Here is a 21260-nt window from a genome sequence, read left to right as displayed (position 1 = left end):
CCAGGGTCGATCCGCCGGACGGGACGAGTACCCAGGGGCCCCGGTACGGAAGGCCTCCTGACCAGCGCCGCGGACACGCACTCGTTCTCAGTCGACTCGGTCCACCGACGGAGGGTTGACATGACGGACACGGGGGCCGGGCGACGCTTTCTCGTCTCCATCGGGGTGAGCACGTACGGGGACTCCGCCATCACGGCCCTGCCGGGCGCGACGGTGGATGCGGAACGGGTGGCGAGGCTGCTCGAACCCATGGGATACACACGTGTGTTGGTGAACCACTCGGCGAACCCGTCCCACGGCGCCCTGGTCGAAGGCCTGGACGAGTGGGCCCACGACGCGGAGTTGGGCCCCGAGGACACAGTGGTCGTCTACTTCGCGGGCCACGGTCAGAAGGACGAACGGGAACACTATCTGCTGTGCTCCGACCATCGTCCGGGCCTCTGGTCGACGGCGGTGAGCACCCATGCCCTGATGCGGCCCCTGTTGCGCAGCCGGGCCGGACACCTTCTGGTCGTCCTGGACACTTGTTACGCGAGCACGGGTACGGAGAGCGTCGCGGCGCTGGCGGCCCAGCTCACGCACACACACCGGGCCGGCGCCCAGCGCGCGATGATCGCGGCCGCCCGCGGCAAGGAGACGGCGAAGGAGAACAGGTTCGTCGACGCGTTGGAGCAGGTGCTCGCCAAGCCCCAGGCAGGGCCGTCCCAGCGCTATTTGAGCGTCCGCGAAGTGACCGAACGCATCAATGAGCTGCTCGACGCCGAACGTCAGCACGCGAGCCACTCCGTCATCGACAGCACCGGTCAGGACCCTTTCTTCGACAACGTCCGCTACATCCCGGCGGTGGATCGGAACGGCCTGGATCTCGCCGTGCTGGCGCAGCTCCAGAAGCGGCACGAGGGCCACTACGGGCCGCGCGGCAAGGGGCTTGAGCACTCCGGCGAGCGGGGCGACTACTTCACCGGCCGTACCGCTGCCCTCGGTTCACTGGCCGGCTGGTTACGTGGCCCGCACGACCGCAAGGCGCGGGTCGTCACCGGCGATCCGGGCTCCGGCAAGTCCGCGGTGCTCGGCCGGTTCCTCGACCTGACCGACCCGCAGCACCTGGCGCGGGCCATGGATCCCGAGGCCGCCTGGCTGCCTCCGCCGGGGCTGAACGCTGTACGCCTGTGGGCACGTCGGTCCACCACGGCGGACCTGGTCCGGGATCTGGGGGCGGCGATCTCGTTGCCGGAAGCGGACCTGACCCAGCTCCTGAAGACCTTGGGTGAGCGTTCGGACCGTGTCGTCGTCGTGATCGACTCGCTCGACGAGGCGGGGACGGCGGGCGACCAGTCCGAAGGACGGCGTATCGCACGGGAGTTGCTCCAGCCGCTGTCAGCGTTGCCCGCGGTACGGCTCGTGGTGGGAACCCGACGCGATCTGATCCCGTCTCTCGGCCAGGCCGTCGAGGTCCTGGACCTCGACGCGGACGACCACGCCCGCGAGGCCGTCACGGACTACGCCCGGGCGCTGCTCCTGGACTCCCACGACCCCGACAGCCTCTCCCCCTACCGACGGGCACCGGGCCTGGCCAACGAAGTCGCCGCGGGCATCGCCTCCCGCGCGGGCCGGTCCTTCCTCGTCGCCCGCATGAACGCGCGCGCCCTCGTCCATCGGCAGATGGTCGTGGACACCGGCCAAACAGGATGGGAACTGTCGCTCCCCAGCGACGCCGAGCAGGCGTTCGCGGACTATCTCGAACGCTTCGGACCCCAACGTCAGCGCGTGGTACGGCTGTTGCGGCCGCTCGCCTACGCGCAGGGCGCGGGGCTGCCCTGGTCCACGGTCTGGGCGCCGCTGGCAGAGGCACTCTCCGGGAAGCCGTGCGGCAATGACGACTTGGAGTGGTTGTTCGAGGTCGCCGGTTCCTACATCACGGAGACGGAGAGCGCGGGCGGGTCGGTGTTCCGCCTGTACCACGAGACCATGGCCGAGTACCTGCGCGTACCGGCGTCGTCCGTCGACCACCAGCGCACCATCGCCCTCAGTCTGTGCGAGCTGGCACCCCGCGACCCCGTCACCGGGGAGCGGGACTGGGCGTCCGCGCATCCGTACGTCCTCACCCACCTGGCAAGTCATGCGCTCGCGGGAGGTGTCCTCGACCGTCTGCTGACCGACACGGAGTATGTCGTCCACGCGGAACCGGCCACCCTGCTCAGGGCGTTGGACGCTCCGGTGGGACAGTACGCCGACAAGTTCGCCGCGGTCTATCGGACTTCGGCGCACCTGCTGCCCACCGCCACGGCGGAGGCGCGGCGCGACATCCTCTCCGTCGACGCGGCGCGTTACCAGTGGCAGGAACTGGCCGAGCGACTCGCGCGCGGGCGAACCTGGCGGGTGGCGTGGGCGACGGGCGGGCTGGTCCATCCGTCGCATCGCAGGACGTTGGAACCGGGGCGAGGTCTGCCGCATTTCATCTCCTTCACGGTCGACGGCAAGGCCTACGCGCTCACCGACGGCACCGCTTTGGGCACCCTGCAGCAGTGGGACCTCGAAACCGGCGAGTGCGTCCGTACCTTCGTGTCCGACGAACCGGACACCGGGCTCCTGTGCGAGGTGTCCGTAAAGGGCCGTGCTCACTCCCTCACCCTGGCACTCGACGGGTTCGTCCTGCGGGACCTCCTCGACGGCACCCTCACCCGATACCCCGGCCGACCCGACGTACAGGTGGGTACGGCCAGAGGCATCACCGTCGACGGCCGGCCCCACGTACTGCTGATCGGCAAGAACACCGCGACCGTCCTGCTGTGGGACCTCACCTCCGGTGGACCGACGCTCACTCTCACCGGTCACACCGACACCGTGACCACGATCGAGGGCATCACCCTCGACGGCCGACCTCACGCCCTCACGGCGAGCACCGACACGTCCGTGCGGCTGTGGGACCTCCGCACCGGGGCGTGCACACGGCTGTTCACCGAGCGCAAGAGCGCGATGACCTCGCTGCACAGCGTCGTCATCGACGACCGCCCGCACGTCCTCGCCGGCGACGCCGCAGGCACCGTGCGGCTGTGGGACCTCCGCACGGGCGACCGCGTGCACACTCTCACCGGACACAGCAACCGGGTGAACACGATCGACAGCGTCACCGTCAACGGCCGCATGCACGCACTCACCGGCGGCGACGAGACGATCCGTGCGTGGGACCTGCGCACCGGTGCGTGCACCCATGTCCTGACGGGGCACACCAACACCGTCGACACCGTCCGTGCCGTCACTGTCAACGGCCGCCCCCACGCCCTCAGTTCGTCCTACGACAGGTCCATCCGCCTGTGGAGTCTCGACATCAGTCAGACCACGGCGGCTCACGACGGGCACACGGACTGGGTGGTCGGGGTGGCGACGGCCGTCCTCAGCAATCGTCCTCATGCCCTCACGGTGAGTCTCGACGGCTCCGCCCGCCTGTGGGACATCTGGTCGGGCGAGAGCGTCCGGGTGCTCACCAGCACCGCCGACAAGCTTCAGGCCGTCTGCGCCCTCAGCATCGACGACCGTCCACACGCACTGACCGGCGAGATGGGAAGGGCGCGCCTGTGGGATCTTCAGACGGGTACCTGCACACTCACGCTGTACGAGAAAGGCGCGGGCGCACCCTACGCACGTACGGTGACCGCGGTGCACGGAGTCACCATCGACGGCCACCCGCACGCGATCGTCGGCACCAACACAGGCACCCTGGAGCTGAGGGATCTCCGGACGGGTGACCCCACACTGTCCCTCGAAGGGGACCAGGGGTCGGTCCGGGCGGTGTCCGGCATCGGCATCGACGGCGTGCCGCACGCTCTCAGCGCCGACCACAAGGGCGCACTGCACCTCTGGGACCTACGGACCGGCCGCCGTGTGAAAACCCTCGCGGGGCAGAGCACGGACACACACGTGGTGTACGCCATCACCCTCCACCTGGGCGGTCACCCGTACGCCCTCACCAGCAGGGACACCCAGGTGTACGGATGGGACCTGCGGACCGGCGAGCGCACCCACCTCCTGCTCGGACACACCCGGAACGTCACACAGATCAGCGCACTCACCATCGACGGCCGCCCGCACGCCCTGACCACCTCCAGGGACGCCACCGCCCGGCTGTGGGACCTCCGGACCGGCGAGTGCACGGAGGTCCTGCACCTCCCCCTTCGAGCCACGGCTGCCGCCGCCGTAGGCGATCAGCTCCTCATCTGCTGCGCCAACGACCTGGCACTCTTCCGCCGGACCGGCACCCTCAGCCCGCCACCACGTTTTCCGTGATCATGCGGAGCAACTGCTTGGTCAGCGCGTCCTGTTCGGGTGTGAGCCCCATGGCGTCCCCGATCGCGAGCGGCACCGAGTGGGCTCGATCCCGGAGCTGGGCGCCCGCGTCCGTCAGGCGGACGGCAACCGACCGCTCGTCGTCCGGACGGCGTTCACGGCGCAGCAGCCCGGCCGCCTCCAGCCGCTTGAGCAGCGGCGACAGGGTGCTGGACTCCAGCTGGAGGGCCATGCCCAGGTCGCGCACGGAGACCGAGTCCTGTTCCCAGAGGGCCAGCATGACCAGGTACTGGGGATAGGTCAGCCCGAGCTCGTCCAGGAGGGGGCGGTAGCGCGCGGTGACGGCTCTCGACGCCGCGTAGAGGGCGAAGCAGAGCTGGTCGTCCAGGAGCAGGGACGCCTCGGGCCGCCCGTCTGCAGTTGTACTCACGAAACCACTCCCCTTCCGGGACTCTCCACCCTACCGTTCGAGTCCTCTCGATTCTATCGAGCACTAATCAGTTGTGCACGACTAAATAGTGCGCTACAGTTCTCGACACGTCCCGAATCCGAGGAGATCGCCATGACCGACAACGCACCCGGCCCCGTTCTGGAGCCCGCCGCCCAGGCCTTCGCCGAGGCCACCGCGAACCCGCCGTACCTCTTCGACCTGGGGCCCGTCGACGGCCGTAAGACCGTCGACGAGGTGCAGTCCGGCGACATCGCCAAGCGCGCAGTGGACGAGGAGTGGCTGACCGTCACGGGCGGCCCCACGGGCAGTGTCCGGGCGCGGATCGTCCGCCCGGCCGGCGCCACCGGCCCCCTCCCCGTGGTGATCTACATCCACGGCGCGGGCTGGGTCTTCGGCAACGCCCACACCCACGACCGACTGGTCCGCGAACTGGCCGTCGGCGCCGGTGCCGCGGTCGTCTTCCCCGAGTACGACCTCTCGCCCGAGGCCCGCTACCCGGTCGCCGTCGAGCAGAACTACGCGGTGGCGAAGTGGGTCGTGGAGCAGGGCGCGGCCAAGGGCCTGGACGCCACCCGCATCGCCGCGGCCGGGGACTCCGTGGGCGGCAACATGGCTGCCGCGCTGACCCTGATGGCCAAGGAGCGCGGCGACGTCCCGCTCGTCCAGCAGGTCCTCTTCTACCCGGTCACCGACGCGAGCTTCGACACCGGCTCCTACCGGCAGTTCGCCGAGGGGTACTTCCTGCGCCGGGACGCCATGCAGTGGTTCTGGGACCAGTACACGACCGACGAGAAGCAGCGCGCCGAGATCACCGCGAGCCCCCTGCGCGCCTCCGTCGACCAGCTGCGCGACCTGCCCCCGGCCCTGGTGATCACCGCCGAGGCCGACGTGCTGCGGGACGAGGGCGAGGCGTACGCGAACAAGCTGCGCGAGGCCGGCGTCCCGGTCACCGCGGTCCGCTTCCAGGGCATCATCCACGACTTCGTGATGCTGAACGCGCTGCGGGAGACGCATGCCGCGGAGGCCGCCATCGCCCAGGCGATCAGCACCCTGCGGACGGCGTTCGCGACGGCCTGACGGCCCTGTCCGGGGCCTCGGTTTCCGGGGCCCCGGGGTGCATGGATCACCCGGGAGCGGCTCCCACCCGGACCTCCGCCCAGACCGTCTTGTACACCCCGTCCGGTCGGAGCTCCACGCCCCACTCCTCCGACAGCGCGTCCACCAGCAGCCCACGCCCACCCTCGTCGGGCTCGCGCGCGGGCACCGGCAGGCGCTCCCCGCGCGCGTCCATGACCTCCACCCGCACCCGGTCCTCGCGCCACACCAGCCGTACCCGGAACCCACGCCCACGCACCCGGCCGTGCCGTACGGCGTTCGCGGCCAACTCGGCGACGACCAGAGCCACATCCTCGTTCGCCTCGGCGCCGTGCGGGTAGCCCCAGAGATCCATCCGGCCGGCGACCAGGCGGCGGGCCCGCCTGGCACCGGGCGGTGTGCAGGCGAAGAGCTGGGTGAACGTGCTTACGGTGGCAGCGGGTTGGACTTCGGCGTCTGCGTGCATGCCCCAACCGTCCCGGGCGGTACGGCAGTCGGCCAGGCACAAAACCCGTACGCTTCGGGTTGTACGAGTTACGGAGTCGACAGCACACGTCACGGTCCGTGACCATTTCTCGCATGAGCGACAGCGCCATGAGCATCGAGAACCCCACCGAGCCCGAACCGTCCGACAGCTTGAAGGCGTTCGGCGAGGCACACAAGGCCTTCCGTAAACGGGCGGGGTACACACAGGAGGAGTACGCACCCATGGTCGGCTACCAGCCGTCGACCGTCGGGTCCATCGAGCAGGGCCGCCGCTTCCCCCAACGCAAGTACGTGGACCGGGCGGAGGAGGTTTTGGACGCGTTCGGGGTGCTGAAGGGGGTGTACAAGCACGCGACCCGGGAGAAGGGGCTGGCCTCGTGGTTCCGGCAGTGGGCGGAGCTGGAGGAGATCGCGATCAGCCTGTACACGTTCGAGAACCGGTTGGTTCCGGGGCTGTTGCAGACGGAGGGATATGCGCGGACGTTGTTCAGCGAACGGGTGCCGGTGCTGACGGACTCGGAGATCGAGGCTCAGGTCACGGCCAGGTTGGAGCGCCAGTCACTGCTGGGCGAACGGCCGAACACGTCGTTCAGCTTCATCGTCGAGGAGCATGTGCTCCTGCGGCCGACGGGTGGGGAGGAAGCCCGACGCGGGCAGATCGAGCACCTGTTGGAGGCCACCGCGCCCCGCAACGTGGAGTTCCAGGTGATGCCGAGCTCGCGCGGTTACCACCCTGGGCTGAACGGTCCGATCCAGCTGTTGGAGACACCGGAGAACGAGTGGTTCGCCTACCTGGAGGGCCAGGAGAGCAGCCAGTTCATCGTCAAGCCGCAAACGATCAGCATGCTCCACATGCGCTATGCAAAACTTCGCTCACAGGCCCTGACCCCGGAGGACTCCCGGAGCCTGCTGGAGCGGATGCGAGGAGCATGATGAGCACAACTGAACTGTCCTGGTTCAAGAGCAGTTACAGCGGCGACAGCTCCGGCGACTGCGTCGAAGTCGCCCACCGCCCCACCACCATCCACGTCCGCGACTCCAAGAACAACCAGGGGCCGCAGCTCGCCCTCTCCCCCACCACGTGGACGGAGTTCCTGGACTTCGCTGCGCGAGGCTGACGGCGATCGTGGCGCGTGTCGTCGTAGTACACGGCATCGGGCACCAGTGGTCGGGGCCGGCCTTGATGGTCAAGGACGTCGGACCGGCGCTGCGGGACGGCGTGCGGCTCGGCTCGGGGCTGCGGCTGGACGCGGACGACGTGGCGTGCGCGTTCTACGGCGATGTGTTCTTCGAGGAAGGCACACGCTCGTCGGACGTGCCGCCGTGGGACGAGTACGACGTCGAGCCCGGCTTCGAGACGGAGTTGCTGGAGGCCTGGTGGCAGGCGGGGGCGGAGCAGGACTCCGACCACGTTCCGCCACCGGACGAGGAAGGCACCCGGGCCGCCCTCCTCACCAACCGCGTACGCGCCGCGCTGGACGCGCTGTCGGGGTCGCGGTTCTTCGGGACGTACTCGGACCGCATGATGGTGTTCGCCCTCAGGCAGGTGCGGCGCTATATGAACGAACCGCCGGTCTGGCAGGCGGCGCGGGCGCGGGTGGCGGAGGAGATCGGGCCGGACACGCGGGTGGTCGTGGCGCATTCGCTGGGCTCGGTCGTGGCGTACGAGGCTCTGTGCGAGCACCCGGAGTGGCCGGTGACGGACTTCGTCACGGTCGGCTCCCCGCTGGGTCTGTCGCTCATCTTCAACCGTCTGAGCCCGCCACCGGTGGAGGGCAAGGGCGTGTGGCCCGGCGGCATCCGGCGCTGGACGAACCTCACGGACCCCGGTGATCTGGTCGCCTTGGTCCATCAACTCGCCCCGCGATTCGGGGATGTGGTGGATGATTCCCTGGACAACGGGTCGGCACCGCACAGTCTGACCCGCTATCTACTCGCCCACAAGACGGGACGGGCGGTCGCCGAAGGGCTGGAGTGACGTACATGGGGGCGACGGGTCGGCGTTTTCTCGTCTCGGTCGGGGTGAGCACGTACCAGGACTCAGGCATCACGGCCTTGCCGGGGGCCACGGTCGACGCGTCCCGCGTGGCCGACCTGCTCGTGCCGATGGGGTACGAGCGGGTGTTGGCGGGCGTCTCCGCGAATCCGTCCCGCAACAAGCTGGTCGACGAGCTCGACGAGTGGGTGTACGAGGCCGAGTTGGGCCCCGAGGACACGGTGGTGCTGTACTTCGCCGGACACGGGGTGAAGGAGGGCGCGGAGCACTACCTGCTGTGCTCGGACCACCGCCCGGGACGCTGGTCGACGGCCGTACGCGCTGACGAGTTGGCGAAGCCGATGGTGCGCAGCACGGTCGGGCATCTGCTGGTCGTCCTCGACACGTGCTTCGCGAGTGCCGGTACGGAGAGTGTCGCGACCCTGGCGACCCAGCTCACCCACACGCGGCGCGGGAGTGCGCAGCGGGCGATGATCGCGGCGGCGCGGGGCAAGGAGACGGCGAAGGAGAACAAGTTCGTCGACGCGTTGACGCTGGCACTGACCAAGCCCCGGACGGGGCCTTCGCCGCGCTACCTGAGCGTCCGTGAGGTGACAGACCACATCAACGAACTTCTGGACTCCGCACGACAGGAGGCGAACCACTCCGTCATCGACAGTTCCGGCCGGGATCCGTTCTTCGACAACCCTCTGTACATCCCGACGGAGGATCAGAACGGCCTGGATCTGGGCGCGTTGGCGAAGCTGCGTCGGCGCCACGAGGGGCACTACGGACCTCGGGGGAAGGGGTTGGAACACGCGGGTGAACGGGGCGACTACTTCACCGGTCGTACGTCCGTGCTCGGTTCACTGGCCGACTGGCTGCGGTGGCCGCACGACCGTAAGGCGCGGGTGGTCACCGGTGACCCGGGGTCGGGCAAGTCGGCGGTCCTGGGTCGCTTCCTCGACCTGACCGATCCGCGGCACCCGGCCAGGAGTACGCATCCCGACGCCCCGTGGCTGCCCGAGCCGGGGCTGGAGGCCGTACGGCTGTGGGCGCGCCGGTCGAGCAGCGCGGATCTGGTGCGGGATCTGGGGGCGGCGGTTGCATTGCCGGACGCCGAACGGGACCAGCTTCTCAGAGCGTTGGGCGACCGCAGGGACCGGATCGTCATCGTGATCGACTCGCTGGACGAGGCGGGAACGGCGGGAGACCAGTCCGAAGGGCGCCGTATCGCAAGGGAGTTGCTCCAGCCGTTGTCCGCGATGCCCGCCGTACGGCTGATCGTGGGCACGCGTCGCGATCTGATCCCGGCGCTGGGGCATGCGGTGGAGGTCCTTGACCTGGACGCCGACGACCACGCGCGCGAGGCGGTCACCGACTACGCGCGGGCCCTGCTGCTGGACTCCCACGACCCCGACAGCCTCTCCCCCTACCGCCACGCACCAGAACTCGCCAACGAGGTCGCCGCCGGCATCGCCTCCCAGGCGGGCAGGTCCTTCCTCGTGGCCCGGATGAACGCCCGTGCGCTGGTGCACCGACAGCGAGTCGTCGACACCGGCGAGGAGGGCTGGGAGCTCTCTCTGCCGAGCGACGCCAAGGAGGCCTTCGCCGACTATCTGGATCGGTTCGGTGCGCAACGCCAGCGGGCTGTAAGGCTGTTGAGGCCACTCGCGTACGCACAGAGGGCTGGGCTGCCCTGGTCGACGATCTGGGCTCCGCTGGCGGAGGCGCTCTCCGGGACGCCGTGCAGCAATGACGATCTGGAGTGGCTGTTCGAGGTCGCGGGGTCGTACATCACGGAGGAGGAGGGTGGTGGTGGCGGGTCGGTGTTCCGGCTGTACCACGAGACGATGGCCGAGTATCTGCGGGTGCCGAGTTCGTTCGTCGATCATCAGCGAGGGATTGCGGTCAGGCTGAGGGAACTTGTGTCGGACTGGGCGTCGGCGCATCCGTATGTTCTGGAGCATCTGGCGAGTCATGCGGTGGCGGGGGGTGTGCTCGCCCAGTTGCTGGCTGACGCTGAGTATGTCGTGCACGCGAGTCCGGTGACACTGTTGCGGGCGCTGGATGCTTCGACCGGCGAGTATGCGGAGAGGTTCGCGGCGGTTTATCGGACGTCGGCGCATTTGTTGTTGGCCGCCGACATCGATGCGCGGCGGGACATTCTTTCCGTGGACGCTGCGCGTTATGGGTGGTCCGAGCTTGCCGAGCGTATCTCTCGGGGGCGTACGTGGCGGGTGGCGTGGGCGACGGGTGGGTTGGTGCATCCGGCGCATCGGAGGACGTTGGTGCATGATCTCGGCGTTCCCCACGTGCTCAGTTTCACGGTCGAGGGTAGTGACCATGCCCTCACCAGCGGTGGTGAATTCGGAACCCTTCGCCAATGGGACCTCCAGACCGGAGAGTGCACCCGCGTGTTCGGCGTCGGTGAAAGCCCTGCCGAACTCTTCGTCAAGCTGGTGATCGACGACCGCCTGCATGCACTCGTCGTTGCCGAAGGACTCCACCTGTGGGATCTCCACACCGGAGAACGCACCCACTCCATCGACGGGCCGAGCGACGTAGTTCAGGAGGTCTGCGGCGTCACACTCGGTGGTCGGCCCCACGCCCTGACAACGACCGAGGACGAAATCGTACAGATATGGGACCTCGAATCCGGTGAGTGCCGACTCATACTCACCGAGCTGTCTCAAGGGGTGATCGGGATCGACAGCATCACCCTCCACGGTCGTCCGCACGTCCTCGTCCACACCCTTGGCTCGTCAGTCCAGCTGTGGGACGTCGAGAACGACCGGTGTGTGCGCACCATTGCCGCAGCTGAGGGACCGGTGTGGGCCGCTTATGGCGCCATCATCGACAACACTCCGCATGTTCTCATCGCCGACGGCAACACCGTTCGTGTATGGGACCTGCAAACCGGTGTATGTGCAGGCACTTTCGGCGAAGACGGCGGTATGGTGCACGCACTCAACACGATCACCATCAACGGTCGGCCGCACATTCTCAGCGCCGGCTCCGACGAGACCATCCGGTTGTGGGATCTTCGAACCGGCGCACGTGTACTGGTTCTCCCTGGACACACCAACACCATCGAGGCGGCCTGCGCTGCTACGGTCAACGGCCGACCACACGCCCTCACGGCATCCAGGGACGGCTCAGTCCGGTTGTGGAGTCTGGACGGCGATTACGTCACAACGACCCCCCGCTGGCACACGGACTGGGTGGTCGAAGTCGCAGGCACCCTCCTCAGCAACCGTCCGCACGCCGTGACAGTGAGCTTCGACGACTCGGTGCGACTGTGGGATGTCGCCTCCCGCGATCGCGTCCGTTTACTCCACCGGGATACGACAGTTCCCCGGGCGGTCTGCACCCTGGAGGTCGACGGCCGCCCTCACGCCCTCACGGGGGAATACGAATTTCTGAATCTGCTGGATCTGCAAACCGGCAAATGCATACGCAGCTTCGCCATCGACTCACCTCACCCGGTGGTACAGGCCGTGCATGGATTCACGCTCGACGGCCACCCGCATGCCCTCTCGGGCGACAGTGAAGGCGCCCTCCGACTCTGGAATCTCCGTAGCGGCGAGCAGCATGTCGTCAGCGAGCGCTCAGGGCACATTCGGGATGTGTTCAGCATCGACGTCGGTGGACAGCCGCTTGCCGTCAGCGGTGATTCCCGGGGCGTTGTGTGCCTCTGGGATCTCCGAAGCCGGGAATGCTTGGCGATTCTCTCCGAAGAGGGCCCCGCAGTGCAGGCAGTCTGCGGGGTCACTCTCGACGGTCGCCCCCACGCCCTCATTGCTCGGCGCTCAATCGCGCAACTGTGGGACCTCGAGAGACGCGTACCCACACTCGTCCTCTCTGGACACACGGATGCCGTGATCGCAGTCAGCGCCCTCACCCTCGACAGCCACCCTCACGCCCTCACCGCCTCCGAAGACGCCACCGCCCGCCTCTGGGACCTCCGAACCGGTGCCTGTACCGAAGTCATCTCCCTCCCCCTCCCCGCCACAGCCGCCACTCCCATCGGCGACGACCTCCTCCTCTGCTTCACCAACGACATAGCCCTCTTCCACCGAACCAAAAACCACTAGCCAAGAACCTAGGACCCCTAGCTAACCTGCTCCCATGAGCCCCCGAGCAGGCCTCACGCCCACCCGCCTCACCGAAGCCGCAGCCGACCTCGCCGACGGCATCGGCTTCGAGAACCTGACCCTCGCCGCCCTGGCCAAGCGCTTCGGCGTGAAGGACGCGAGCGTGTACTCGCATGTCAGGAACCTTCAGGACCTGCGCACCCGGGTCGCCCTGCTCGCCGGCGGCGAGATGATCGACCGGATCGCCGTCGCCGTGGCGGGACGGGCCGGTAAGGACGCGCTGGCCGCCTTCGCCGGCGCCTACCGGGCGTACGCGCTGGAGCGGCCGGGACGGTACGCGGCGACGCAGATCCGGATCGACCAGACGCTGATCGCCGGCTCCCCCGCGCTCCGGCGCACCGCCGAGATCACCTACGGCATGCTCCGCGCCTACGGCCTCGCCGAACCCGATCTCACCGACGCGGTACGCCTGTTGCGCGCCACCTTCCACGGTTACTGCGCCCTGGAGTCGGCGGGCGGCTTCGGCGCGCCTCGTGACGTACAGAAGTCCTGGGACAGGGCGGTCGACGCCCTGCACGTGGCACTCGAGAACTGGCCCACAGAGGAGAGCACCGATGACTGAACCGCACTACGACATCACCGGCCACGGGCCCGTACTGCTGCTCATGCCCGGCGGCGCGGGCCACCCCATGGGCCTCGGCCCGGTGACGGACGCGCTCTCCGCGCACTTCACCGTCGTCACCTACGACCCCCTCGGCCTCGCCCACGGCCGCCTCGGCGAACCCGTCGAGGACCAGCGGGTCCAGGACTGGAGCGACGGAGCGCGGCGCGTGCTGGACGCGACGCTCTTGGAGGGTGAGTCGGCGTATGTCTTCGGCACCAGCGCCGGTGCCATCGCCGCCCTCGACCTGCTCGCCCGGCACGCGGAGCGGCTGCGGCACGTCGTCGCACACGAGCCGCCGTGCGTGGGGGTGTTGCCGGACGGGGCACGGCAGCGGGCCGCGTTCCGTGAAGTCCCGGAGGTCTACCGGGCCAAGGGGCTCGCGGCGGCGGGCGCCCTGATGACCGCCGTACTGGAGGAGCGGGCGGCGGGGGAGCTTCCGGCGGGCCAACCTCTCAGTCGCGAGGAGGAGTTGGTGAACCCGATGGCGCTCTCCCTCGCGCACGTCATCGGACCCTTCACGTCGTACGTCCCCGAGGCGGGCCCGTCTCGGGTCCGCCTCACCGTCGCCGCGGGGACCGACTCCCGGGGGCATCTCCTGTATCGCACCGCCGAATTCCTCGCGAAGACGCAGCAGGCCGACTTCGTCGAGTTTCCCGGCGGTCATCTCGGCGTCCTTCAGCACCCGGTGGCCTACGCCGACCTGCTCACGCGGACGTTCCTCGGGACCGACCCGCGGTCATGACAGGTCGCCGAGCGCATCGGCGTAGTACGTGGATTCCTTGAGGTGCAAGGCGAGTTCACGGAAGGTCCAGCCCTCGCCGGGCGAGTGGTCGAGGTCGTGCTCGGTGAGGGAGTCGAGGCGGTTGGCCCAGATGCGGGCGAGCCGGGTGAGACGGCTGCGGGCCTCGTCCAGGTCTTCCTGGGTGAAGGGGGCGAGGTCGGCCTCGGTGGTCGTGGCGGACGCGTGCCAGTGGTCGGGTTGCGGGGTCTCGCCCGCGAGCCGCGCCTCCAACTCGGCGAGGTGGTCGATCAGATGGTCGGCGACACGGCGGATCGCCTTGTTCGGGGTGTAGGCGCGGTCGTCAGCATGGGCGGGCTTGCCGTCCCAGGCGGTCCAGGTCTCGGCCAGGGCGAGCACATGGCCGACCATGCGGGTCACGGCCTGCGCGGGTGTGTGCTGCGGGTGTTCGGTCATGGCGGCACGCTAGGGGCGGGTCCTTTCGGTGGTGACCGAAGTGTGGCTCCCCGGCGGCAACCTTCGTGGGCCCCACGGCGACCTGGGGGTATGACTTTCGCAAGACGCACATCGCGCGACGGCGCCACCCCGAGCGACACAGTGCGCGACACCGCTCGCGACACTCCTCGCGCCGGCCACCGCCGGGTCCGCGCGGCCCGTAGGCCCGTCATCGTCGGTCTCGCCGCGACCGCCGCGCTGGCCGGTGCCTGGTACGCCACCGCCGGCGCGGCCACCGCTCCCACGCTCGCCCCCACCACCACGGCCGTGAGCCTGTCCGCCAAGTTCCCTTATCTGTCCGCCGGTTACAACAACACGCGTGAGTGGACCCGGACGGCGACCGCCGTGGCGCCGAACGGCACCCTGCGCGTCGCCTGGCCCGCCTCGGACGGCGTCCATGTCACCCCGCTGACGTCCGCCGGGAAGCGCTCGGGCACGGACACCGTCGTCAAGGGCGCGAAGGAGGTCGGCGGGCTGGTCGCGCACAACGACGGTTTCGCGCTGCTCACCCGGGTCGCCGACACCAACAAGTGGAAGGAGACGGCGGCCGCGATCGTCCGGTACACGAACGGCAAGCAGACGTTCCGTACGAAGCTCACCGGCACCGCCACGCACGACACCTCCCCCACCCTCGACGGCCAACTCACCTGGAACGGCAAGAAGTACGGGGCCTACTTCGTCGTGCACGGCGCGGGCAGCTTCGCCGACGGACACTTCGGCGACAAGTTGTCGTACATCAGCGCCAAGGGCGCGAAGCTCGGCGGGGGTTGGGGCTGGGGGTGCAGTCACGACGAGGGCATCGCGCTGCACGCCGAGACCACCGGCGATTTCACCTCCCTGTGCTTCGACGACTGGCGCTCGGGCCTGTTCGTGTCGACCGGCATCGGCGCCCCGGACGTGGCTCCGGTGGTCCAGCGCGAGCAGTGCTGGGCAGGGTACTGCGGGGGCACCTTCGCCTCCCGCACCGGCGATCTGGTGAAGTCCTCCACCGGCCGTTACGTGACCGCCTTCGCGTCCCGCGGTGCCGCCTCCGCGAAGAAGAACCCGGACGACTCCAGCGGCCGCGGCTGGACGGTCACGCCGAGGACCAGCACCCACCAGGTGGCGGTGGCCTTCCTGAAGAACCGCAACTCCGGCCCCGGCAAGGCGATCTACCTCACCAGCGCCAAGACCGTCGAGAACGTCGACGTGCATGTGGCGCCGTACGGCAAGGAACGTCTCCTCGTGTCCTGGGAGTCCCTGAAGAACGCCAAGTGTGCGAGCGGCACCTGCACCGGCACGTTCACCGGGACGCACTTCCGTCTCGTCGACTGGAACGGCAAGGTCCAGAGCGCGGACAAGGTGGTGTCGGCGCGGATCACCGGTGACGTGGCCGTCCAGAAGGACGGGACGCTGACCTGGGCGTACGTCCCGGTCACACCGACGTACACGAAGCCGCTGACGGGCGCGTCCCCGACGGCGACGAGCCTGCGGATCGCCCGCCTCAAGCCCTGAGGGCCTCAAGCCCTGAGCGCCTCAAGCCCTGAGGGAGCGAGGCGGGACGATGCCCCGCCGACCGGAGTGGTCGGCGGGGCATCGTGGTCGTGTCGTCGGGCGGCGGTGTCAGCTGATGTAGCCCGCCACGTCCGCGAGCACGTTCGTGGTGCTGCTCGTGTACAGGTCCACCTTGCCGTCGGACCCGACGGGCACGATCACCTGGTTGGCGATCGTCTTGCCCTGCGTCCAGTTGAGGTTGGAGGCGGTAGGACGGCTGCCGCCGTCCGCCCAGGCGGTGAGGTAGCCGCTGCCGGTGGTGCCGGTGACGGTGACGGTCAGTACGACGGCCTTGACGCCGGTGGACGGGATGGCGTCGCGGCCCGAGATCTGCACGGCCAGCGTCTTGCCGGAGCCCAGCGCCGTCGTCTGGCGTGTGTCCAGCAGGCGCAGCGGGGTGACCGTCTGGAAGGCCGAGCCGCTGGTGGAGAAGTAGCCGGAGACATCGGCGATCACATGGCTGGTGCCGTGTACGTAGATGCTGACGTTGCCGTCGCTGCCGATCGGCACAACCACCAGGTTCGGGATGGTGGTCCCGGTGGCCGACCAGTTGACGTTGGACGCGGTCGGGCGGGTGGCGCCTTCGGCATAGGCCTCCAGGTATCCCCCGCCGACGGTCTGGGTGGCCGTCAGGTTGAGCACCGCTGAGGTGGCGCCGGTCGGCACGCCGCCATGGCCGCGGACCTTCAGGCTGACCACCGCGTTGGTGATCTTGCTGGTGGTGGAGATGCCGACCTTGGAGCGGGTGTCCAGCAGCCGGGCCGGGGTCAGCGCCGTGTACTTGGCACCGGTGGTGCCGCTGGTGTAGTAGCCCTGGACGTCGGCGACCAGGTGGGTGGTGCTGCTCGTGTAGAGGTCCACCACGCCGTCGGCGGCCACCTTCACGGTCGCCGACGCGGCGATGGTCTGGCTCGCGCCGGTCCAGTTGAGGTTGCTGGTCGAGGGCTTGCTGGTGCCGTCGGCCCAGGCGATCAGCGAACCCGCGCCGGTGGTGCCGGTGGCCGTGAGGTTGAGCACGACGGCGGTGACGCCGCTGCTGGGGATCCCCCCGGCGCCCTCGACCTTGACCGGCGCGGTGCCGCCCGCGACCAGGGGCTTGGTGGCCGGGACCGAACTGAGGCCCCAGCCGGTGCCGTTGCGGGTGTCCAGCAGGCGCTTGGGGCTGCTGAGCGGATGGAAGGTGGAGGCGCCCGTGGCCGCGGTGCCCTGGGCCGGGCACAGGGCCGTGGTCAGACCGGCCTCTCGGGGCGAGCCCAGGCCGGTCACCTCGTCGTAGCCGGCCGCCGCCGTGTAGCCGGTGGCGTAGACGGAGTTGTTGCCGCTGGTGACGTCCCAGAAGTCCGCCGGGTAGCTGCTGCGTGCGGCCCGGTAGAGGGCGTTGTTGAGGAAGCCGACCTGCCCGTTGGCCTGGCAGGCTGTACCGGCGTTCGCCTGGACGATCGCGGCGGCCCAGGTCGGGGCCGCGGCGCTGGTGCCGCCGACGATGCCGGGAACGGGGCTGGAGGACTGGCTGTCGTCCTGGAAGTAGACCGGGTATCCATGGGCCGGGTCCGCCAGAGCGGAGACGTCCGGTACGGCCCGCTTGGTGGTCGTGGCGACACCGCCCTGGTAGACGACGGGCGCCCAGCGCGAGGAGACACCGCCACCGGTGCCGCCGTCGGCGTTGCCCCAGGTCGTCTGGGTGCTGGTGCTGCCCGAGGTGGTCATCGTGGTGCCGCCGACCCCGGTGACGTAGGGCTGGCTCGCGGGGTCGTCGACGGCCTTGGCCGTGGAGCCGGTCGCGCGGTAGCAGTCGCTGGAGCCGTCGTCGCCCGAGGCGGCGACGACGGTCTGCCCCTGGGCGGCGGCCTCCGCGAAGACGGTGTTCTCCGCGTTCGCGGTGGCGCTGCTCTCGACCGCCTCGCACTCACCCCAGCTGGTGGAGATGACCTGCGCCTGGTCGTCGGTGACCATCCGCTGGTAGACGTCGATCACGTTCTGGTCGGTCGCGGACTCGGCGTCCGGGCCCTGGTAGTCGATGATGCTCGCGCCGGGCACCAGACCGATGAGGTCCTCGATGTCGAGCGCCGACTCCACACCGACCGAACCGTCGGTGGCCGGCGCGCCGGCACCCGCCGTCGTGTCGACGTACACGTGGGAGACCGAGGTGTTGGTGCCGACGCAGGACTGGTACGCGGCGATGCTGCCCGTGTCGAGGTTCTCCAGCTCGAACACGGCCACGGTCTGCCCCGCGCCCTCGGTGGCCGAACTGGCCATCCCGTAGGCGCCGGCCAGCTTGCCGGGGCTGTAGTAGTCGGTGCCGTCGGTCAGGCCCGAGCCGGTGAAGTCGGCGCAGAGTGCGGGGGTGTACCCGTCGGCGGTCGCCGCGCTCGAACTGCGCCCGGAGACGGCCGAGGGGGTGGCGGTACGGGCGGAGGTGTGCCTGCTGGTGCGACGCACCGCGGAGTGGTGACTGCTGACGGTGTTGATGCTGCTCAGGCCGACGATCCCGGTCACCGAGGGCGCCACGTTCGCGGGCAGCGAGGGGGCCGAGGTGTTGAGGTAGTCGGTGGTGCCGTCCTTCAACCGGACGTTGTGGAAGCCGGTGCCGAAGGCGTGGGACGCCTGGGCGGCGGTGGCGGTGACCGGGATGGACAGACCGTCCGGGCTCACCTCGCCGGGAGCGAGACCGGCCGCCTTCAGGGCCCGTGTCACTCCGAGGACGGTGGCCCGCGTGGGACCGAAGACCGAGGCGAACTGCCCCTTGGCGAGGTAGTGGTGGTACTGGGCGTTCCCCGGTGTGGACACCGCGGTGACGAAGTCCGTCAGCGCCTGCGGGTCGCGGGGGGCCAGGTTCACGCTGAGGTGCAGCGTGGTTCCCATTGCGGTCGCGCCGGTCACCTTCGCACCCGCCGGGACATGCGGGGCCGCCCCTATTCGCTCGGGTGCGCCCGGGGTGGCCGTTCCCCCCTGGGCGACCGCGCCGGAGGCGGTCGCGGTGACGGCGATGAGGGCGACGGCAGCGGTGGAGGCCGCGGTGATCACCCTGGCCCGTCTGCTGCTCTTGGCTGCGGCGCGCCCGGGGCGTCCGGGCGCGGCGTGAACCTTCTTGGCCATGCAGAAATCTCCTAGGAACTGACGCACCACCAGACCTGGGGCCGTGAGGGTGGTCGAGAGGGCACTCGGGCCGACGGGGGCATCCGCGCCACAAGGCGCGCAGGAGTTGTCCCTCTTAACCGGAGTATGTGCATTTCCTATCAGGACATGACAGTTACTGTCTCTGGTCGTCCATGAACCATGAACGGATCTTTACGCCACCGCTTCGTGCCGTGGCATCTGGGCCGGGTGACACAGGGAGAGGAAGAGAAGTGGCTGGAGCGGGTTCGCGCATGCGTTTCCAGAGCGATCGCACCCTATGTGATCGTGTCCTGCCGCGGTGACGAGGGACGCATCCTGCGCTCCTCGGGACGCCCCGTTCGGCTACGCGAGCGTGTTCGCACCGCTGTTCTTCTTCTGACCCGAAGCCTGCGGCCCGTCCGGCCGGAAGGCTTCGGGAAGCACAGAGTCGCCGACGCCGGCAGCGCGCTCAAGGACGCCCGTCCAGGCCCACCGCGACCTCGAATGCCGGGCCACCAGCGGCACGTTGCCGCTGATCCCGTGAGACGGCGCGTCACAAGGGCGGCGAGATCTCCACCCCTGCGTCACCGAACCACACCCGCACCTCGGGTTCGCCGGCACCCCAGCGAACCCCCAACTCCCGCCCTTCATAGGCCTGTACGGACACCGCATCGCACAACGGCACGGGATCCGCCTCGCCCGTCAGCCGGGCCACGGCGGCGAAGAGTGCCGCCCCCTCCCCGGTGACGCCGGCGAGTTCGTCGTCGAGGCCGACGGCGGGGAGCAGTTCGGCCCGGACACCGTCCCCGGCGGCCCATCCGGTCACGCGCACCGGCGTCCCGGACTCGGCCCCGGAGACGAGGAAGGCACGCACCTCCACGGCGCCCCGCGCGAGCACGACACTGGAGACCCGGGCGCCTCCGCCCGCCACGTGCCGTGAGGCCGCCCACCCCTCCCCCACGCCCAAGGGCTCGATCTCCGTACGGCTCGGATCACCGCCCACGATCACGCTGTTGTCGTATGACGAAGAGGGCTCCGTCACCGTCGAGTACCCGAGGCGGGTGTAGTACGGGTCGTAACGGACGTCCTCGCTGCCGTGGTTGTGGAGGCGGACCACGCCGTCGGAAACGGTGGACTGGAGCAGCCAGTTGGGGGCGGCGATCGAGGTGACCGCGTCGGAGCGCTCAGCCGGGCCCGGTTCCTCCACCGCCGTCCACACCTCGTGGTCCGCCGGGAGGAGTAGGCCGAGGAAGCCCTTGCTCGCCCAGTACGGGGATGCCGGGCCCGAATAGCCTTGCAGGACGGCCGGGTCGGGGCCGTGCCAGCCGAGGGTGAGCAGGTCCCGGGAGTCCGCCGCGCCCCGGTCCAGGAAGTACTTGAGGGCTCCGGAGGCCAGCCGCCGGGTCTCGCCCGGGGGCAGCGGGGTGTGGCCCGTCAGCGCGCCCAGCCACAGCGGGACGGTGGTCGCGAAGCGGTACGTCAGGGAGCGGCCCTGGTGCATCGGGGCGCCGTCCGCGCCGAACAGGCGGGCGTAGTCCTCGAGATGGCGGGAGAGACGGCCGCCGTACAGCTCCAGCAACCGGTCGTCCTCGGCCAGCCAGGCGTGCAGCACCGGGTAGAGGTGCATGGCCCAGCCGTTGTAGTAGTCGAACTTGCGGCCGTCGCCGTCCGTGTACCAGCCCTCTCCGACGTACCACTGCTCGATGCGCTCCAGGCCGCGGTCGACCGCCTTGCGGGAGGCCTCCGGCTCGTACCCGAGCGAGGACAGGAAGCCGGCGACCGTGACCGGGAAGAGCTCCCAGTTGCAGGGCCAGGCCTCGGCGGTGAGCGCGTCGCCGAGCCAGGCCGCGGCGCGCTGCTGCACGGCGTCGTCCAGCCGGTCCCAGAGCAGCGGCTTGGTGATCCGCAGGGCGAAGGCGATCGACGCCGCCTCCACCAACGGCTGGCTGCGGTCCTCGATACGCGGCCAGACCCCCGAGACTCCGGCGGCGAGTCCGTCGGCGTAGCGCTCCAGCGCGGTCGCGTCCTGGCGGAAGGCCGCCAGCAGGAGCGTACGGGCGTAGCCCTCGAGGCCGTCGGAGAGCCGGCCGGACCAGCTCTGGCGGTCGCCGGGGAGGTGGTAGAGGGCGCGGTCCCCGGTGGCGTACGGCTCGACCGCGGCGAGCAGGGCGTCGGCGGCGGCCTCCCAGTGGGCGCGCGTGTAGCCGGTGCGGGGACTGAGGGTGCGGTCCTCGGGGGGCAGCTGCATCGGTTCTCTCTTTTTCGACTCGCAGGCTCGCAGGCTCGCAACTGTTCGGCATGCGGGCTCGCAACTTTTCGACACGCAGGCTCGCAGCACAGACCTG

Annotated in this window: 14 protein-coding genes; 9 read left to right on the top strand and 5 right to left on the bottom strand. The window is 69.6% G+C overall.

Annotation, left to right across the window (positions count from 1 at the left end; genetic code table 11):
- Positions 1-120 precede the first annotated feature (120 nt).
- A complete protein-coding gene (locus tag ABZT06_RS05755; protein WP_355735319.1) occupies positions 121-4284 on the top strand; it encodes a caspase family protein in 4164 nt (1387 codons plus the stop codon).
- Here ABZT06_RS05755 and ABZT06_RS05750 read toward each other — a convergent pair.
- On the bottom strand, positions 4259-4714 hold the full coding sequence (locus ABZT06_RS05750) for a MarR family transcriptional regulator (RefSeq protein ID WP_355735316.1): 456 nt from the start codon (positions 4712-4714) through the stop codon (positions 4259-4261). The two genes, ABZT06_RS05755 and ABZT06_RS05750, sit on opposite strands and share 26 nt — an antisense overlap.
- A gap of 132 nt (positions 4715-4846) precedes the next feature.
- Between ABZT06_RS05750 and ABZT06_RS05745 the strand changes: the two genes are divergently transcribed.
- Complete coding sequence (locus tag ABZT06_RS05745; protein ID WP_355735313.1) at positions 4847-5812, top strand: alpha/beta hydrolase; 966 nt, start codon at positions 4847-4849, stop codon at positions 5810-5812.
- A gap of 46 nt (positions 5813-5858) precedes the next feature.
- Here ABZT06_RS05745 and ABZT06_RS05740 read toward each other — a convergent pair whose 3' ends face one another.
- Positions 5859-6296 (bottom strand): ATP-binding protein, encoded by a 438-nt coding sequence (locus ABZT06_RS05740; RefSeq protein ID WP_355735311.1) that lies wholly within the window; start codon positions 6294-6296, stop codon positions 5859-5861.
- Between the two features lie 113 nt (positions 6297-6409).
- Between ABZT06_RS05740 and ABZT06_RS05735 the strand changes: the two genes are divergently transcribed.
- The 6 genes from ABZT06_RS05735 to ABZT06_RS05710 are packed head-to-tail and all read left to right on the top strand — an operon-like array spanning position 6410 to position 13794.
- A complete protein-coding gene (locus ABZT06_RS05735) occupies positions 6410-7249 on the top strand; it encodes a helix-turn-helix transcriptional regulator (protein ID WP_355735308.1) in 840 nt (279 codons plus the stop codon).
- Entirely contained in the window at positions 7249-7434 is a 186-nt protein-coding gene (locus ABZT06_RS05730) for a DUF397 domain-containing protein (RefSeq protein WP_355735305.1), read from the top strand. Before ABZT06_RS05735 ends, ABZT06_RS05730 begins: the two co-directional genes overlap by 1 nt.
- Before the next feature lie 8 nt (positions 7435-7442).
- On the top strand, positions 7443-8294 hold the full coding sequence (locus ABZT06_RS05725; RefSeq protein WP_355735302.1) for an alpha/beta hydrolase: 852 nt from the start codon (positions 7443-7445) through the stop codon (positions 8292-8294).
- A 5-nt stretch (positions 8295-8299) separates the two neighbouring features.
- Complete coding sequence (locus tag ABZT06_RS05720) at positions 8300-12388, top strand: caspase family protein (RefSeq protein ID WP_355735299.1); 4089 nt, start codon at positions 8300-8302, stop codon at positions 12386-12388.
- Between the two features lie 34 nt (positions 12389-12422).
- The gene (locus tag ABZT06_RS05715) at positions 12423-13010 is read left to right on the top strand and encodes a TetR-like C-terminal domain-containing protein (RefSeq protein WP_355735296.1); all 588 of its coding nucleotides are present in this window, start codon (positions 12423-12425) and stop codon (positions 13008-13010) included.
- Positions 13003-13794 (top strand): alpha/beta hydrolase, encoded by a 792-nt coding sequence (locus tag ABZT06_RS05710; RefSeq protein ID WP_355735294.1) that lies wholly within the window; start codon positions 13003-13005, stop codon positions 13792-13794. The genes ABZT06_RS05715 and ABZT06_RS05710 overlap by 8 nt, the downstream gene beginning before the upstream one ends.
- Here ABZT06_RS05710 and ABZT06_RS05705 read toward each other — a convergent pair.
- Positions 13789-14247, bottom strand: a complete 459-nt coding sequence (locus ABZT06_RS05705; RefSeq protein ID WP_355735291.1) for a hypothetical protein — start codon at positions 14245-14247, stop codon at positions 13789-13791. The genes ABZT06_RS05710 and ABZT06_RS05705 overlap by 6 nt on opposite strands.
- Before the next feature lie 90 nt (positions 14248-14337).
- On the opposite strand from ABZT06_RS05705, the gene ABZT06_RS05700 reads away from it, so the two are divergent.
- The gene (locus tag ABZT06_RS05700; RefSeq protein WP_355735289.1) at positions 14338-15780 is read left to right on the top strand and encodes a hypothetical protein; all 1443 of its coding nucleotides are present in this window, start codon (positions 14338-14340) and stop codon (positions 15778-15780) included.
- 108 nt (positions 15781-15888) lie between these two features.
- On the opposite strand, the gene ABZT06_RS05695 is transcribed toward ABZT06_RS05700, so the two are convergent.
- Both ABZT06_RS05695 and ABZT06_RS05690 read right to left on the bottom strand, forming a co-directional pair.
- Positions 15889-18915, bottom strand: a complete 3027-nt coding sequence (locus tag ABZT06_RS05695) for a S53 family peptidase (RefSeq protein ID WP_355735286.1) — start codon at positions 18913-18915, stop codon at positions 15889-15891.
- Between the two features lie 553 nt (positions 18916-19468).
- On the bottom strand, positions 19469-21163 hold the full coding sequence (locus ABZT06_RS05690) for a DUF2264 domain-containing protein (RefSeq protein WP_355735283.1): 1695 nt from the start codon (positions 21161-21163) through the stop codon (positions 19469-19471).
- Positions 21164-21260: the final 97 nt, after the last annotated feature.

Source organism: Streptomyces sp. NPDC005483, from assembly GCF_040606035.1.
Taxonomy (GTDB): Bacteria; Actinomycetota; Actinomycetes; order Streptomycetales; family Streptomycetaceae; genus Streptomyces.
The sequence above is the reverse complement of the archived record's forward strand: the minus strand, read 5'-3'. Positions and strand labels throughout refer to the sequence as shown.